This is a genomic window from Pseudochryseolinea flava (assembly GCF_003286915.1).
Lineage (GTDB): Bacteria > Bacteroidota > Bacteroidia > Cytophagales > Cyclobacteriaceae > Ohtaekwangia > Ohtaekwangia flava.
Map to the genome: position 1 here is coordinate 1 of NZ_QMFY01000020.1, position 18,048 is coordinate 18,048.

11 protein-coding genes are annotated in these 18,048 nt (G+C 44.3%); 3 read left to right on the plus strand and 8 right to left on the minus strand.

Annotated features, from left to right (window positions below):
• Positions 1–163 precede the first annotated feature (163 nt).
• Positions 164–2,341, minus strand: a complete 2,178-nt coding sequence (locus DQQ10_RS24615) for a beta-1,3-glucanase family protein (RefSeq protein ID WP_112749606.1) — start codon at positions 2,339–2,341, stop codon at positions 164–166.
• Positions 2,342–2,711: 370 nt separating this feature from the next.
• On the opposite strand from DQQ10_RS24615, the gene DQQ10_RS24620 reads away from it, so the two are divergent.
• A complete protein-coding gene (locus DQQ10_RS24620) occupies positions 2,712–2,897 on the plus strand; it encodes a hypothetical protein (RefSeq protein ID WP_133259758.1) in 186 nt (61 codons plus the stop codon).
• Here DQQ10_RS24620 and DQQ10_RS24625 read toward each other — a convergent pair.
• A complete protein-coding gene (locus DQQ10_RS24625; RefSeq protein ID WP_112749608.1) occupies positions 2,894–4,957 on the minus strand; it encodes a TonB-dependent receptor in 2,064 nt (687 codons plus the stop codon). The genes DQQ10_RS24620 and DQQ10_RS24625 overlap by 4 nt on opposite strands.
• A 617-nt stretch (positions 4,958–5,574) precedes the next feature.
• Here DQQ10_RS24625 and DQQ10_RS24635 point away from each other — a divergent pair.
• Positions 5,575–7,131: a choice-of-anchor I family protein gene (locus tag DQQ10_RS24635; protein ID WP_112749610.1), complete on the plus strand. Its 1,557-nt coding sequence runs from the start codon at positions 5,575–5,577 to the stop codon at positions 7,129–7,131.
• 221 nt (positions 7,132–7,352) lie between these two features.
• Positions 7,353–10,172: a PAS domain S-box protein gene (locus DQQ10_RS24640; RefSeq protein ID WP_112749611.1), complete on the plus strand. Its 2,820-nt coding sequence runs from the start codon at positions 7,353–7,355 to the stop codon at positions 10,170–10,172.
• Between the two features lie 83 nt (positions 10,173–10,255).
• Here the strand turns inward: DQQ10_RS24640 and DQQ10_RS24645 are convergent, their stop codons facing one another.
• The 6 genes from DQQ10_RS24645 to DQQ10_RS24670 form a co-directional block, all read right to left on the minus strand.
• A complete protein-coding gene (locus DQQ10_RS24645; protein ID WP_112749612.1) occupies positions 10,256–10,738 on the minus strand; it encodes a hypothetical protein in 483 nt (160 codons plus the stop codon).
• Positions 10,739–10,779: 41 nt separating this feature from the next.
• Positions 10,780–12,258 (minus strand): T9SS type A sorting domain-containing protein, encoded by a 1,479-nt coding sequence (locus DQQ10_RS24650; protein WP_112749613.1) that lies wholly within the window; start codon positions 12,256–12,258, stop codon positions 10,780–10,782.
• Between the two features lie 45 nt (positions 12,259–12,303).
• On the minus strand, positions 12,304–14,004 hold the full coding sequence (locus DQQ10_RS24655; protein WP_165824114.1) for a family 43 glycosylhydrolase: 1,701 nt from the start codon (positions 14,002–14,004) through the stop codon (positions 12,304–12,306).
• 6 nt (positions 14,005–14,010) lie between these two features.
• Positions 14,011–15,321, minus strand: coding sequence for a glycoside hydrolase family 71/99-like protein (locus tag DQQ10_RS24660; protein WP_112749615.1), 1,311 nt, complete (start codon positions 15,319–15,321; stop codon positions 14,011–14,013).
• A 92-nt stretch (positions 15,322–15,413) separates the two neighbouring features.
• The gene (locus tag DQQ10_RS24665) at positions 15,414–16,109 is read right to left on the minus strand and encodes a DUF3823 domain-containing protein (RefSeq protein ID WP_112749616.1); all 696 of its coding nucleotides are present in this window, start codon (positions 16,107–16,109) and stop codon (positions 15,414–15,416) included.
• Between the two features lie 28 nt (positions 16,110–16,137).
• Positions 16,138–18,045: a RagB/SusD family nutrient uptake outer membrane protein gene (locus tag DQQ10_RS24670; RefSeq protein WP_112749617.1), complete on the minus strand. Its 1,908-nt coding sequence runs from the start codon at positions 18,043–18,045 to the stop codon at positions 16,138–16,140.
• Positions 18,046–18,048 lie beyond the last annotated feature (3 nt).

The following is an 18,048-nucleotide window of genomic DNA, read 5'->3' on the forward strand; positions in this document are numbered from 1 at the left end:
TTAAAGACTACTTTTGTTTTAGTACACACAAGCAAGATAACGACTTGCAACTAGAAGAGGACTCACGTTCTCTTCTTTTTTTTTATCCATACACAAAAGAAGAGGCTGCCCTTTTGAGACAGCCTCGGGTTCCAATAGTTATCGAACATGTAGCATTAACGCCTTATTCTTTCAGCACCTTTTCTTTTTTAAGGACACCATTTGTCTGTTCGATGACAGCAATATGAAGACCTGGTCTGAGTGCCTGTACTGAAATTGATCTACCGGGATTTTCAACAGCAATCATTTCTTGACCTTGCACATTGAAAATTTTCACCCGCTTCACTTTCTCATGACCGCCGATGAATAACACATCACGCACTGGATTAGGCGACAAAGTGTACCCCTGCTCTTCTGCTGCTATCTCGATGGTTGTCTGTGCTTCTCTTGCCGAAAGGTTGTTGGTAATGGTGAAGTAGTTGATGTTAAAGCCACCTGTTGATGTCGCAATGCCGATTGAATAAGCACCTGCAGGAAGTGTTACATTGTGCGAAACGTTAGTCCAATTCTGCCATCCGCCGGTATTCGGAATCGTAACACTACCGAGTTGTGTTGTTCCGGCATCTTTCTCCAAACGCAGCGTTGTGTTCGCATTTGGACTTGCTACGCGGTAGATCACTTTGTACGTGCCTGCCGCCGGAATATTTACGTTGTACGCCATCCAATCACCAGCTTCTATCCAGCCAACATTTTGTCCACCGCCAGCGTCTGTTGTTGCTTCCAATTGTACACCTGCCATGGAGATATAACTTTCGGCTTCGACCTTAGACGAGAACGTAGCTGAATTGCTCGCCACGCGAATGGATGTCGCTCTATCATTCCAGCTATTTGCTACCAAGCAAGAATTATCAGCCGTCAACACGAGTGACGCACCTGTGAAGTTGTCATTTTCATACAGGGTTACTCTGTAACCAGAGTTGATTCGAAGTGATGAAATGTCGTCATTCAAAATGCCACGTGAATTTAACGCAGACAAGTTGTAATCACCGACTGGAAGTCCAACTGCAGATCCAGCATAGTTACAATCTTTATACATCGTGGCAACACCAGACGGTGTAGTGCCAGCATATCCACCAACGGCAATAGTCGCTCTAATTGGCGATGGCGCATTGATTGTTGAAGATTTATCGAACACATCATCATAGCAAAAAGCGTATGTCAAACCGTTGTGACTGATATCCGTCTGATGCCAGAACTTGCAATACCAATTGAATGGCGATGCGATGTAGTACCTAGCATCGCTCGCAAAATCCTGCGTCGCGCCGCCGGCAAGATTCAAATCAATTGCATGGCGGTTAATAGCAGCACAAATCTGCGCTTGTACTACTTTATCCCATTGCCCACCTGCGGCGAGTACACCACTTCCTTCCATTGTTTCGATCGTCGTGGGCTTGCGTGAAATGGTTGCTACTTGTCCATCTGAAGTGCGCGTGAATGTAAATACTTGTCCTGATACACGGCCTCTCCAAGTTCCAGCATCACCTGCGTTGAACACGAGGTCAGCACTTGAATACTTCGACCAGATTTGATCGATGTAACCGCCGAAATAATTTGCTTGCGCACCTCCAGCAAGGAACGCTGATGTTTTTGAAGGAAACTTGATAATACCCTTCGCCGCATCAAGACATCCGGCAAAGGCAGCAGGTGCTTGTGATTGCCACTGTGATATGATCTGCGCATGTGTTTTCAGTTCACCAACTTTTTTATAGAAGCCAGAATTTCCCCACACTTCAAGTCCCATCGGATATTGATACGAGTCTACGCGAGTCGTGTTTGCCCATAGACCATTCGCAGCATTCGTGAGTTCGATCATCTCGAAGCGAATACCTTGGTTCGGATCATTTGGATTGGCCAAGTTCGGCGCCGCATATCCACCCGTAGCGCCGAAGAAGTACAGCCACAATTGTGAGTTGAAAGAGATTAAAATCCGGCATCCAGCTATGCCTGGAATGTTAATCGTCTTGTTGGGAATCTCGCTTAAGCGTGCGAAGCAATTGGCATATCGTCCGTTGCCACCAGGACCTTGGTCGCCATTGACCACCGGACCTTGAACAGTATTGTCCCCGGTACTCATTACTCTCACAGCGCTCGTTCTGGTATCGATCCACACGTGATTACCGTTTTGGATACCTACCACGGCCACAAAAATATTCGCATCTGTGTACGTTGAATTATTCGTCAGTGTAAACGGAACGGTAGGTTGACTCCACGCCATCGACGACAATAAAGTGAGTGCGAACAACATCGCCACGGATCGGCCCCGCAAGAGACCTTGAACACGGAACAGTGTAATTGTTTTCATTCGGATTAAGGTTTGGGTTTGATTAAGTTGTTGTAGTTATTGGTTTATCTCAGTAACAATGAGGCTTACCTCGTTGCAATTGATTCATCGTTAGATCATTTTTTTCATAGCAGTATCACTCTCCCGTCTGTTAAACACTCGGGTGATGGGATAATTTTGCTTTCTTTTTTGGCTGTGTGTGGACTTAACTTACTGAATTGGGGATTTCAATAAGACAAATGAAATTTCACATCAAACGATTGAAAAGGCAAATTAAAAGGCTCTGGAACCTCATAAATCGTATACATCAAAACTACATCGGTCGCCATACATCAAGAATACATCGATACTAGTACACGACGGCAAGATGTTACAAATGAATGTTAGCCACATGAAAAAAGCCGCATATTACATTGTCAGGATTTACACACGGCTAACGGAGAAAGACTGCACTCCTCTCCGACTGGTAACGTTAGTCGCCAACGGTATCGCTACAGGTAGGGCGGGCGATGCCAAGAACGAAAAAAGGGCTCACCGCAAAGTGAACCCTTTCGAAAAGGAAACTAACGAGCTCTAAAAATTATAGGCAAGGCCAGCACGCACTACGCGTCCTGTCCACTGGGCATCATATTCAGTTTGTCCACCAAAAGGACCAGAGTAATTTTTCTGATCGAACAAGTTATAGACATTAACATTTGCACTAAGTCCCTTGTAGATGTTTACGCTGCCGTAGAAATTCAAACGAACAAAACCATCAGCATTTGTTTTGTCTTGCACTTGCGCAGGCACATCCGATTGATAATCGCCGGGTGTTTTACGATCCGAGAAATATTGTCCGCTAAAATTAATGCGGGCACGGTTTCCGAAATTATACGTTACGGCAAAATTACCCGTGAAGGAACTCATGAAGAGTAGATCGCGTTTTGAGAAATCAATTTCTTGCGATGTATAAACGGTTTGATCTTTCAATCCAAAACCTCCGAGCTTCTCGGTCGCGTTTAACTTATAAGAAAGTCCCACCAAGAAATGAAGTTTAGATGTTGGCTTCAATACCGCATTCAATTCTAAGCCTGTAATACTTCTGCTATCGAAATTAAATGATACCTCGTCATCAATGATTCTCATTTCGCTTGGTGTTTGAATAGAATCAACAACGACTTCACTAATAAAATCTGTATAGTTATTATTGTACAAAGTCAGGTTCACATCCATTTTTTTCGACACATATCCGAACTGAACTTCCAATGTCTTCAGGTGTTCAGGTTTCAAATCATCATTATACGATGCAGCATCTAAATATTCGCGATATGCAGGAATACGGTAGGCCGTTCCATACAAAAGCTTTCCATACCAATTCTCCGTGAAAGAACCGGTGAGACCAACACGGTAGTTGAACTGATTATCGAAGTTCGACAAGATATCATAACGAATACCCGTAGTAAGATTGAAAATCTTAGAAAGCGTGTAAGTATCTTGTAAGAATAGACCGACCGTGCTTCTTGTAAAGCTAGATTTATTGTTCGCGATCATTGACTCTTCAATATTTACGCTCGTGCCGGCTTCCTCCGTGACCACAGAGCGAATATCATTGGCATGATCATTCAGTAGACTGATTCCGCCTACGATTTCATTCTTAGCAGACTTGTGATAAAATTCGACATCTGCGCCATAGAGTGTTGAGTTCAGATACTCGGTTGCAAGTTCCTTCACCGCTGTGCTGGTGGCATCAACATATTTCGTTTTGTCAATTTCGAATCCAAAGTGATTGTAAAACCCGCGGAACTTCAAGCTTGCATTATCGGAAAGGTCGAGGCTATAAGATGCCGCACCGTATACGGGTGTTCTTTTAAAATTATACTCACCCTTTGCGTCACGATACTTGTATGGATATTCGTAATTGGTGTAGCTACCAATTAGCTGAAGTCCTTTGTATTCATACGATGCGAGAAACGATTGATTGGTTGCCGTTTGGTCATGAGAGCGAACCTTACCGTCTGAATTCAAATCGGGAGAGAATCCATCCGTTTTGAAAACATTTGCATTGGCAAAGAGTCCTTTATAGTCAAACTGCGCGTTGGCTGAATAAGAGTTAAACGTTCCTCCGTCTACTGAGATAGACTTTCCTTGACGTTTCGTAGTAACACTTACAACACCAGAAAAACTATTCGTTCCGTACAGCACAGAACCTGGGCCATTGATAATCTCAACGCGCTCAATGATTTCCACGGGAATCATCTCATCGATGTTAAAATTTCCATAGTAGCTGTCACGCATCGGCACTCCGTCGATCAACAAGAGCACCTTATTATTATAGCGTGATTGTACGCCGCGTACCCACGTAAGTTGGTGACCGGCGCGATATTCTTGAATTTCAAATCCAGGCACTTGGTCGAGCACCTCACGAAGCGTTTGAAATCCATTTTGTTTGATGTCTTCTTTAGTAAAGAGTCGAATAACAGAAGGGGCTTTTTGAATGCTCATTTCCGTTTTCGTAGAAGAGACTACCGTAATGCTCATCAATTCTTCCAAGGATAGCGCGTAAATGTCGGTGGAATCACCTTTGACATCTGTTTGCGCAAATCCACTTGACGCGATACCGGAGAGCGCGATAATGCCAAGTAATCTTTTAATGTTCATGAGGGAAAAGGGTTAAAAAATGTTGTTGATAAAAAATAAACAGCGACATCGTCCAGAATGTGTTCGCACAAATCTTCTCCTCGCTCTGGTAAAAACTGCCTACGACAAAGATGGCTGTCGTATACTGTTGTTTTTCTTGATTTCGAACAATAGCGTCTCACGTGTAAGCCAGACTGTCGTTTTTCGAAAGTTGGAACGATGATACCGGAAAAATCAGGTCGGTATATTTACAACGGTATGGCTACTGCCGATCGCTTACACAAGCTTTTCCGACGGTTTACCCTGAAGAAACTTTTTTAACAAGGATGAAACTACGTAAGCGTTTACATGTAAGGTTTACGCGTAAACCGTTTGTTTAACCAAATGTCAAAATCGAAAAAGCTGAGAATTGGACGCACCTACCGGAACAATCCGGTACAACGGAACGCCTATACGCCAATTGGCGCATCGATTCACGCTCGTTTACACCGGATTTTTCCGGTACAACGTACAGGCTATCCGCGCATTTTCCCCTCGGCTTTTATCTTACATGATAAACGTGCACCTACGTAAACAAAAGTTTCTCAGTGAGGAGCACATGCATATCTTGGCGTAGTCGTTAAAACAAATATCATCCTATGAAGAAAAATTTCACACACGCTTTAATCCTTAGCGCCTTGCTTTTTGGTGCTTGCGGACCAGGTCCTGGACCTGCACCTGGCTCCTATTTTAAAGAGGTCGATGAGATCCAATTAGTCGGTGGTGCTACAGCTGCCGAGATTTCAGCATTCGATCCAAAAACAAAAAGACTATTCGTGATCAACGCGGTAAAGGCCGCCATCGACGTGATTGACATGCGTGATCCGCTAAATCTCGTCTACGAACGGGAGATCAGCATCAGCGCTTATGGACATGGCGTAAATAGCCTTTCTGTTAAAAATGGTCTTCTCGCTGCCGCCGTAGAGTCTAGTCCAAAGACAGCTTTAGGAAAGGTTGTTATTTGGGAAACTACTACGCTCAACGAGAAGGATGTTGTTACCGTTGGATCACTTCCAGACATGCTCAGCTTCAGCCATGACGGTCGTTACATCGTTGTTGCTAACGAAGGCGAACCGAATGAAGACTATACTGTCGACCCAAATGGTTCAGTGTCGATCATCACCGTGCACGGCGGAAGCTTCCAAGTTGTTACAACTGACTTCTCTTCTTTTAATAGTCAAGCCTCGGCGTTAACCAGCAAAGGCTATCGGATTGCTGGCCCTGTAGGTACAACATTAGCCGCCGACACTGAGCCTGAGTATGTTACCATTTCAGACGACGATAAAACAGCATGGGTAACACTACAAGAAAACAACGGTATCGCTAGGGTAAATCTCCTGACAAAGAAAATTGAAAGAATATTCCCACTCGGATTCAAGGACCACAGTGCTCCAGGCAACGAACTTGACGGATCAGACAAAGACGGTGGTGTAAATTTTGCAAACTATCCCGTTCGTGGCATGTATATGCCTGACGGTATTGCGTCGTTCAGCGCCTATGGAACACCGTTGCTCGTAACTGTTAACGAAGGCGATAGCCGGATCAGACCTACTAGCGACGATGCTTTGCCTCCTTATGGTGAAGGTGATCTATTTAATGAAGAAGCACGTATTGCCGATGTAACGTTGGACTCGATCAAGTTTCCTAACTTTGCTTTACTCCAAAGTTCAGCAAAACTTGGACGTTTAAAAATTACCAACCGCATGGGTGATACCGATGGAGACGGTGACTACGATGCATTGTACACTTTCGGTGCGCGTTCGTTCTCGATCTGGAATGGTCATACAGGCGCACAAGTTTTCGATAGCGGAAGCGACCTCGAACAATTCTTAATATCACAGCGTCCTTCTGGTTACGACGATGCACGCAGCGACGACAAAGGTGTAGAACCTGAAAACGTTGCCATCGGTCAGATCGGTCCACGTACACTTGCGTTCGTCGGATTAGAGCGTGCTGACGCAATTGCTGTTGTCGATGTGACAAATCCGCAAGCGCCAAAGTATTTGCAAATCCTTGCAACAGGTGACGCACCTGAGGGTGTTCTCTTCATCAATGGTAAGGATAGTCCAAACGGTATCCCTACGGTAGTAGCAAGCTGCGAGGGCGACGGTAGAATAAATGTCTATCAGCTTAGTGTTACAGAACAATACGAATAAACTGAGTTAAACGGCGAAATTGTTAAACAAATTCGCTCCGACTTGAAAACAAATGGAAGGTGGCAAACGTCACCTTCTTTTTTTGCCTGATTCCGTCAGCGCGATTAGTCGATTGTCGGTTGCCACGAAACCAAAAACGTCCCAATTTGTTATATTTTCAATATATTAGTTAAACGAGGAATGCGAATAGACGCAGTTTCGGATTGTCTAAACTTTTGAATGTGAAAACAGCTCCAATACCACATAACGAAGCTGCGCGTCTGCAAGCGCTACGGCATCTGCAAATTATGGATAGTGAAGCCGAGCAAGACTTCGATGAAATGGTAAAGCTCGCCTCTATCATTTGTGAAACACCAATCTCACTGATTAGTTTGATCGACGAAAACCGTCAATGGTTTAAAGCAAAGATCGGACTTGACACACGTGAGACGCATCGCGATCTAGCTTTCTGTGCGCATGCTCTCGACAGCGACGACATTCTTGAAGTTAACGACGCAACAAAAGACGACCGATTTTTTGATAATCCGTTAGTAACTGGTGATCCGGAGATAAGATTTTACGCTGGCGCCCCACTTACGACTTCGACCGGATTAAAATTAGGCACGATCTGCGTGATCGATCGCAAAGCCAAACAACTCAACGCCGCCCAACAATTTGGTCTGAAAGTACTCAGTAAGCAACTTGTCAAGATGATGGAGTTTCGCTTGAAAATGATTGAGCTGAAAAATCTAAATCAAGCGCTTGAAGAAAAAGAAGCTAAACTTACCGCTAGTGAAAAATTACACAGGCTACTAACAGAAAATCAGCAAGACATTGTCGCCGTGTTCGATCTCGACAACAAATTTCAATACGTATCACCTTCGATAAAAACTGTTCTGGGGTATGATCCGTCGGAACTCATTGGCACTGTTGGTCGCGATATCGTTCACCCTGACGACTTTGCCGGACTTGAAGATCCACGACAAATTGCGAAAAATGGCATTAAGCGAACTCATCCACAATTTAGACTACGGGCAAAAACCGGCGACTACGTTTGGATCGAAGCGAGGTCAAATCCGATTGCTAATGAAAACGGAGAAATCATCGGTATTCAGACTGTGAATAGAGATATTTCAGAACGGATTGCCGCGGAAGAGATATTGATGGAAGCGCAGTCGCGTTATCGTCTCGTATCAGAAAACTCAAGAGACTTCATTGCACTTCATACGCCTGAGGGTTTGTACTCTTATGTATCGCCCTCTGTCAAAGATCTTCTTGGATACGAAGAAAGAGAATTGCTCGGCACGTCGGGATTTGAACTGATTCATCCTGATGACATGCAAACTATTGTCGAACACGCAAAAGAAGATGCGTTGAAGGGGAAAATCGTTGCGAATGCACAATTCCGCATGCGCCGTAAGGATGGAAATTATATTTGGGTCGAGTCGTATACGAAACCAATTTTAGATGATGCTGGAAATGTAACGGCAGTCCAAACGTCGGCGCGCGACATCACTGTTAGAAAAAAATCAGAACTCCAGCTTATAGACGCGAAAGAAAAAGCAGAAGAAGCAACGAAAGCGAAGTCGACATTTCTATCGATGATGAGCCACGAGATTCGAACGCCACTCAATGCCATCATTGGATTAACCAATTTGCTCCTGGAAGAAGATCCTTCAGAAACACAAGTTGAAAGTCTTAGACTATTACGCTTCTCTGGTGAAAACCTTCTCACGATTATTAACGACATTCTCGACTTCAGCAAGATCGAAGCCAACAAACTTACCCTTGAGTATGTCGATGTAAATCTGAAAGATCTGCTTACCAATATCACCCAAATGTTATCGCAACGTGCAGCAGAGAAAAACATCCAAATACATTTCGACTTTGACAAAAAAATACCGCCGCACTTAAAGGCGGACAAGGTTAGACTTGGTCAAGTGATACTCAATCTATTGAGCAATGCGGTAAAGTTTACAGAAAAAGGGGCGGTTGATTTTTCCGTGAGACAAATTACGAGTTCGAAAGGAAATCACACGTTAGATTTTCGCGTAAAGGACACAGGAATTGGTATTCCGAGAGAAAAGCTCGACATCATATTCGAAAGTTTCTCACAAGCAAACCTCGACACGACGAGAAAATTTGGTGGAACGGGGCTGGGACTCTCGATCACAAAAAAATTACTCGACCTCATGGGCACAACGATCCGTGTTGATAGCGAACTTGGCTATGGCACAACATTCGCCTTTACGCTCACGATGGAAGTAGGCGAAGGTGAAAGGCAGGCGACACAAAAAAGTGCGTCGGATATTCATGACAAATTCAAGCAAGAAGTTGTGCGTGTACTAATCGTCGACGACAACCGCGTTAACCAAGTGGTCGCTGGGAATTGGTTAAAGAAATGGGGAATTGAAATCGACATTGCCGACGATGGATTCCAAGCGTTGGAAAAAATCAAAGACAAATCTTTCCATTTGGTATTGATGGATCTTCAGATGCCGGGCATTGATGGATTTGAAACCTCACGGCGATTACGGCAAATCAATCACGATAGTTATTTCAAAGAAATACCCATTATAGCGCTCAGCGCTTCCGCCATGAGTGAAATTAAAGGGCAAGTGACCGAAAGCGGTATGAACGATTTTATAAGCAAACCTTTTCAACCTGATGAACTTCAGGAAATCATTGGCAAGTATGCATTCAAGAAGATCGAAAATAACAACCTGGCACCAAAAACGTCAAAACTCGATTTGTACACCAGTGGCGATCTTGATTTCAAGCGACAACTTTCGTTGCTGATCATGAAAAACATTATCGAACTAAACGAGTCTCTTGCTACCTTCTTGAAAGAGCATGACGGGAAAATATTTCTAAACGCTGTTCACAAAGCAAAGACAGCAATCAAGATGCTAGACGATGATGAATACATCGCAATGATCGATAAGATTAGCAAAAGTATCGAGGCCAATCAGCAACCATCGTCACCTGACGTAGAACTGTTTGATAAATTATCGCGCAAGACAATCGAAGGACTAAAAGAGATTAGTATCGCTGTGATTTGACGACGAGATGGATATTATTGTCGGTAAGAAAAAAAGCCATCTCCTTTCGGAGACAGCCCTTCCTAAACAACTATCCCAAAAAATTATTCTAACGTTACCGTATACTCGCCAACACCTTCCGTTCTTCCGCCAATGGACGCTAGCTCGAAAGTAACTTTCACACTTGTTGGCGCATCCAAGTTTGGCAGTACTTGAACATTGGTGAGCCGCGTTGTAAATGCATGATTGAGTTTGATTGTACCAATACCAGCACCATCCCAATTCCAGGTTGCACCAGGATCACTTGCGAGTGCCTCCACCCCATCCGACTCAAAACTTGCAGGCGCGATGTCAACACCACTCCCGGTAGTTCCAAATGAAAATTCCAGTCCGTCTAATGCTTCCGCGTCTGCACCGTCAGGCTTAGCATCAACAGATACCACAGCCCATGGACTTCCATCCTTTAAAGCCTTCGCTGCCTTTTGTTGATCCGTAATCGTCGCTGGATCATCGCTATCAGAACCCCCACAGTTCACGAATACAAAACCAAGCACGACTAAACTGAGAATAGCATATATATTTTTCATTGTAATAATTTTAATATAGATAATAAGACTTTACAGAAAGGTTATTTCACCAGAATTTTCGCATAGGTCGTTCTTCGATCATCTTGTGCTTTTACGATAAGCATACTTTTTCCAAAAGTTGAAGTTTCTATACGATGCTCACCAACGGAAAGATTCCGCTTGTACAAAAGTTGCCCCGTCGAATTATAGATCGTTAGTTTTACACGCTCAGGTGCTGCGATCAGGATGTATTCAGTGGCAGGATTAGGATGCACCGTTATTAAAGCAATGTCTTTCTCTGTATTAAGCACAGGCCCCAATCCCCGATACTCAAATGCACCGGCCGTGATGGATGAAGCAGTAAGATTCCGCGCTTCACCTGTTTGGTCTGTGTTACTGTATAGTCTCAATAAGTTGGGATTACCAAGACCCACCGCAGCGCTGCGCCATGTTGTAACTTCATGCCACACAATACCTTCTTCAACATTGAGTTCCGCTAATAATAAATCACCCTCGTGAATATTTTTTGTACCGCCATTCACGGTAAGTCCCTCTGGCAATGTTGGAAAATATGAATTCGTAATGGCTAACGTTGCTGGTGTTTCGGCAGACGAAATGGTTACGCCTTCATGTTCCGTAAAAACACTATTACGAATATCGTATTGCGTAGTGGTATGGTTCATAAATAACGCATCGCCATTTCCTGCGCTATTACCATAGAAAGTGCAATTCACTAGCGTTGTGGTACATGCTGCTGCGGAATTGTACATCCAAAAAACACCACCATTGTCGACTGTCGTATTTCCGGAAAAAGTACAATTCACAAATATCGGAGAAACGGATTCCAAACCGATTACACCACCATGATTAGAACTTGTGTTATTGATGAATGCCGAGTTCTTCACGATATGATCTTTCATATTTGAACCATACGCATAAAACAACGCGCCACCCTTCGCATCCAAGGAATTCGCGCCTGCTTTATTATTCAGAAAAACACATTTATCAAAAAGCGTTTCGGTATTCCCCGCTTCAATAAATGCCACCCCACCATTTTGATTTGCCTCATTATCCATGAAGACTGTGGCGTATGCCTCGACTGTAGCGCCACTCGTAATTCGCATGGCGCCCGCGTGTGCATTGGTTTTAGCGCCGCGCAATGTATCGTTTCGCAGAATCAAAGTTGGACCGTTAAACAACGTTAGCATCGCACCCCAATCTTCATGAGCTTGATCGGCGCCAATTAGCGTGAGGTCTTCGAACACCGTTTCGCCAGCTGCTTCAAGAATAAAACGTGCGCCAGTAGCCAAAGTGATGCTCGCGTCAGCTGTCGTGCCCTTAAATGTTTTTACGCCTGTAGCATGTGCCAGTCCCACCTGTTCTGTTAATACAACAGGGCCTGAAATTTCAATCACATCGCCACTTACAGACGCACCGATTGCATCGGTCAGTAAATCATAGGTTGTATCACCGATTTTTATCTGTGCGAAAACACAAATCGGTAGTAGGTGAACCACTACAAAGAGTAGTAACTTTTTCATATTGAATTGGGTTAAGGTTATTAGTAATACGATAAGCTTGATATGCTACTGAACCATGACCTTTCTAATAATGGTCTTGTCTTTCACACGAACGTGAAGCATGTATAATCCAGGCTTGAGTCCATCAATCGAAATTTCCGTTTCCCGAGCAACGAGTTTTTGCTTTTTTATCAAAACACCCGACGAGTCGTAAAGCTTCAAGGAGGTGCTTCTCTTTATGTCTTCTTCAAAGGCAATCGTAATTTTATCAGCCACTGGGTTTGGATACACTTTGAAAACGTTTCCGTCCTCTTCCGTGGCCAAGACAATTTCTTTTGCTTTGATGTTGAGATGATTGATGTTGAACGCACCATCACCCATGAGCAATCGCATGATATGCGTTCCTTGTGGAAGCGTAACTTCCTTTGAAATCGTTTGGTATGATTGCCAACCATTCGTATTGGGCACAACCATCTTCCCTGTAACATCCTCGGTACCGAATTCAACACGCACAGAGCTTCCTGTTGCATTCGCCGACGCAACGCGAATTTCTAGAACATACGTCCCTGCTATCGACACATTCACTGTATACTCTAGCCACTCACCGCCGCTTATCCACCCAACATTAAATCCGCCTTCACCGCAGTTTTCAATATCGACAAATTCATCAGGTCTGTATTTTCCACCGTTGTTCGAACTATCACTGTCGCTATATGCAATGATTTGCCCACCGTTGTCGAAATCCTCAGCTTGAATAATCCCAGGTATAGGCCAGGCGTTGTTTCCATACGGCGTGCCATGGCCTTTCGTAGGCGTGACTTTTTGAATGGTACCGTCTTCATTGTAGAAAAGTTTATCAACACACACCGACCGTAGCCAATCGTTTCCTGATAGCGCACTATTGTGATAGAACGAATACCACTGCCCTTTATACTCAACGATCGATCCATGATTCGTATAACTATCAGTTGGATCCATGTAGACACCACGCGCTGTCCAGGGTCCTAATGGACTTGTACTCGTCGCATAACGCATTCGATTATGTTTGATGCCATCGTCATTATTATCCGAATGCGACAAGTAGTAAATCCCATTGCGTTTGTGAACCCACGTTGCTTCGTGAAAATCTTCCAGCCCTTCCATGGCTTTCATTTCGCCGTCAATCTCCATCATGTTGGATTTCAATTTTCCGCCTTTACAGGTTCCTCCACCGCCGTAGTAGAAGTACGCTTGTCCATCGTCGTCAATAAACACGCACGGGTCGATATGAGACTCCAAGTTCGGAATGTAGCCTTGCACCGTAAATCCGCTGGCAGGACTCGTGCTGGTTGCCACACCGATCTTCCAGGTTGTATTCCATGAGGTGCCACTTGGATGAGGGAAGTAGAAGTAGTAAACACCATCTTTATAAGCACAATCTGGTGCCCACATAAAACCTCCCTCCGGTCGCCCCCAAGACACGTCGGAAGAACGAAGTATTTCGCCGTGGTCAGTCCAATGAGTCATATCATCGGTGGAAAACACATGGTATTGATCCATGAGATCCGCGCCTCTTGGCGGTGCGATGTCATGTGAAGGATACAGGTATAATCTTCCATCTTGCCAAACGTGCGCAGAAGGATCTGCAGTAAACATGTGTGTAATGAAAGGATTAGGCGGAACATCATTTTGGGCCACGATCGTCCGCGGCAGAATACTCATCACCAACATTTGAATGGCGATGAACAGATACCCACTCCGTTGTAATTCAGAAGTTATTTTCTTCATAATCATTTAGCGTGATGGTTTTTTGATTCCGTATATACCCTCTCCATGAAACCAATGTGCACCTTGCCCCGTAAGCCATAAATAGTAGTCGGTGCCAAGGCTATCTTCAATGCCGACAAACTTTAACCCGCTGTCACCATTGAGCGGCACATTGCTTTCGTTGTTCACTTTGTAGATCGCGGTGCCTTCATCTATTTCATCGAACATCGCTACGTAAAGGGCTTGGGCACCTTCCGTCTTTGCACCAGCAATCTGTCTCCACAAGAAATCACCTGCCAGTCTTGGAATCGAATTATAAAGACTAGGATCGTTGTGCATATTTGCCCAACTGAACCCCGGAAAGACTAAAGGAACGTAATCAACGCGATTGGCCTTACACCACTTTACATCTTCGGCAACATTGTTTGGATTATAGTTAGCCATGCCATATCTGCCAACAGCCCAAGGCATGATAATGTCTGCCTTCCGGATCATATCGTGCAGCAAGGAATTACTTTGCGTGTCGCTGCCGAACGTTCTCCAATAATATGGCACCCCCAACATAATCGATACTTTTTTTGTAGCGATGAGTTTGTCCATCAATGCGTTTACATCGGATAGGCTATACGCACGATTATCATTAAACCCAACACCCCAAATCGTCACAAGCGGCTTTCCATTGTGTTGTAGGTAAGTCGGATTTTCTTTGCTATCAAGAAGATCGAAGGTTTCTACAAGCTCGTTCCAATCCGTTTCGAGATAGGCCACATCGGAGGAAGAACAACCACTAAGATCGTACATCACACTGATGGCACGTTCATACTTCTTCGCGGCTTTCAATGCATTGGCGAGAACTTGATTGAAGTGTCGCTTTCCCTTCGTGTTGGTGGGCTTGATTTCGCCGACAAAGCGTTGCATGTGAACACCATCAAGACCATAGTCCTTCATCCATTTAAAATGGACATCAACCGTGGATTCATCGTAGGGGCTATACACGTATGCACTCGCTCCATCGGGGTACTTAAAAGAAGTCTCATAAGTGATGCTATATTCCGATACATCAGGCCACAGGTCAACGTTGGTGCACCCTGGAAAAAATCCACAACCGTTTTTTTGATAGTGGTACCAACCGCGTTTAGATTCGTCTCCTTCGGCGGCATGCCATCCTTGGTATCCTGCCATGACAAGTTTGTGGTAGCTTTGATACTTCGCGTTTGGATCTGGTGTAATTGTGCTGTCTTCTGGTTCCGGTGGCGTTACACCGTTATCATCGGAACACCCCGAACAACAAGCGATCATCGGAAACAGCAGAATGTAAATCAGTTTTATCATTTTCATTGAAATACTTTTTCGTTTTGTTTTTCAAAAGGACGTAGGTTTCCATCACTCAACATTTCAATGCAGAGCTAGCGTCAAAATCTCCGTCTCATTTAGAGTTTAATACTTACCGCGGCTGCGTAGTTAAATTTCGCTTCGGGGACATCGATCAATGCACCGACACGAAAGAAGATCAACTTGCCTTCTCGTAAGTCGGGATCCGAAAAAGTATCCAACTCAATTTGAAATACTTCATTTGGATCAACGATCTCATTCACGTTGACTTCTTTGCGCGCAAGATGCATTGGCTCACCGACATTTGGATCCGGATGTGCATACAACCCGACTTTCAACACATTACTCACGCTGGTTTGTTCTAGCCTAAACGTTGCACGAATGATATTGCCATCTTTCTCGATGTCCAGGTCTTTAATCCTGATGTAGGGTGTCACGCGAAAGTCGAGCGTTGTCTGTCCTTTGACATTCACTTCCTGCGGGTCAACAACTTTGAAATTGCCGCGCTTCGGTTGCACCGTGTAGCTGTTTGCAAATAATCGCGTATTCGCATACGTCCCATCATTTTTTAAAACAAGGTATTGTGGCGTTACATATCCGTTCTCAACAATTTCAATGACGCCGCCGCGAATAATATCTTGTTGAACCAACTCACCTGTTTCATCATCGACAATGCGACCCGACAACCCTGCGTCAGGCTGATCATAATTATCAAGGTCATTCAGCCCACATGACGACAAGAGCACGATCAAAGCGAATAGTAAAATAATCGATGTTATATTCTTTGTACTCATACTTTCTATATTCAGTTAATGGTCGAAATCAATATTGTGGATTTTGCACCAATCCATTCTCACCGATACCTTGCACAGGTCTATAGTAATCTTTCGGCTGAAAAGTTTGTGGATTAAAATTTGGCGCAGCCACACGAATGAAAATGTACTTCGGTGGACTTTCCCGCAGATCTAACACTGGAAGAAGCGCATACTTCGGCCGGTTGTTAAAGTCAACATGATACTCCCTTCTGCGCATCAAATCCCAGAATCGTTTGTTCTCGAAGGCAAGCTCTACGGCTCTCTCGCGTTGGACATTTTCTACCGTCAATGGAATATCTGTAGTATGTGCTGCGCGTCTTCGGGTTGCATTCAAGGCCGCTTCGGCAGTGGCCATATCCCCTAAGCCACTTTCCACAACAGCTTCCGCGTAGTTCAACAAGACTTCGGCGTAACGGAACTCTAGCCAGTCCGTTGTGCTGCTATTCCATTGCGGCAATACAGGATTCGTACTCATAAACTTCTTAAAAGAAAAACCGGTCTTCGTATTATTACCGCCATAAGGATCGAAACCAGAATACAAGTTTGGTGTGGCACCACCATAAGTATGATAGACTGTCCCACTTACATTAATATTCGCTTTGGACAGCAACGTTGCTACGCCATTAGGAGCGACATAGCCAGCTTGAATAATAATCGTCTTATCTTTCCATGTAGAGCCTGGCAATACAACGGTTGCTGCAAGCCTCGCATCTTTACCTTCAAAGATGTCAAGCGGAGAATCAAACTTGCGATACTCTTTCGACGAATTGTATCCGTTGTAGTCACCCACTTGTCCATCGGTTGTCGTCACAATCGTTCCGTCTTCGCCTGGATTATCATAGTATTCAAATTTATCAACGAGATCCAATGTTGGGTTCATTCTTCCTGGATGAGGCCAGCCATTGGCAACTTGCGCGGGCTGATACCAGATGTCGTAATTGTGACCATAGTCTGTTCCCACCAGCGTACGCCCTTTAATTAAAATGGCTTCCGTCCCTACCGTTTGGTTTGGATCACCGAACATGGCACGATAATTTTCCGTTGCCTCTTCCGCATTGGCTGGTGTTCCTCTGAACAGCGAAAACAATCCCGATTCCATAATTGCTTCCGCTGCATCAATCGCTTGTTGATAATAACCTTCTGCTAACGAGGCATCCAAACCCACGAGACGTTGATCAACCGCAATACCAGACAATGGTGCCGTGTTACCGAATTTGGCTATCGACGCCGCGTGAAGCGCTACTCTACATTTCAATGCATAGGCAGACCATTTCGAAGCACGTCGCGCGTCAAAATCTTCACTGAGCTTATCGATCGCTACATCACATTCCGCCAAAACAAAATTCCATGTATCCACTTCTGTGCTACGCGGTACTTTCAAGGCTTCAACATCGCCATCAAATTGCTGCGCCACGGTGATCAGGGGAACACCACCATACCGTTTTGCTAACGTGAAATAGCAGAACGCGCGAAGAAAAGATGCTTCACCCAAATAAGCATCTCGTTCGCTCTCTGAGATATTCAACGTTGGAATTACTTCAAACAATAAATTGATGTCCCTGATCACACGATAGCCTTGATCTTTTCCATCTTGACTATCCCACCAACGTAAATCTTCATTGTTAATAAAATCACCACGTTCCGAATGCAAAGCTTCATCTGTCAACATTGCCCCTACAAATCCGCCGTTGTTCGGATCTTGCACATTATAGTTGAATCCTTGCTTCGGCGAATAGGTAAAATCTTCCATCGGCAATTGATAGTACAAGTTTGCCATGTACAACTTTGTTCCCTCGGGATCGGAAAATAAATCTTCAGCAGTAATTCTGTCTAAGGGTTTTAAGTCGAGCACATCGCTGCAACGTGTAGACGAAAATGCCAATAGTACAAGAAATAGTATTTTGATATTTTTCATTTT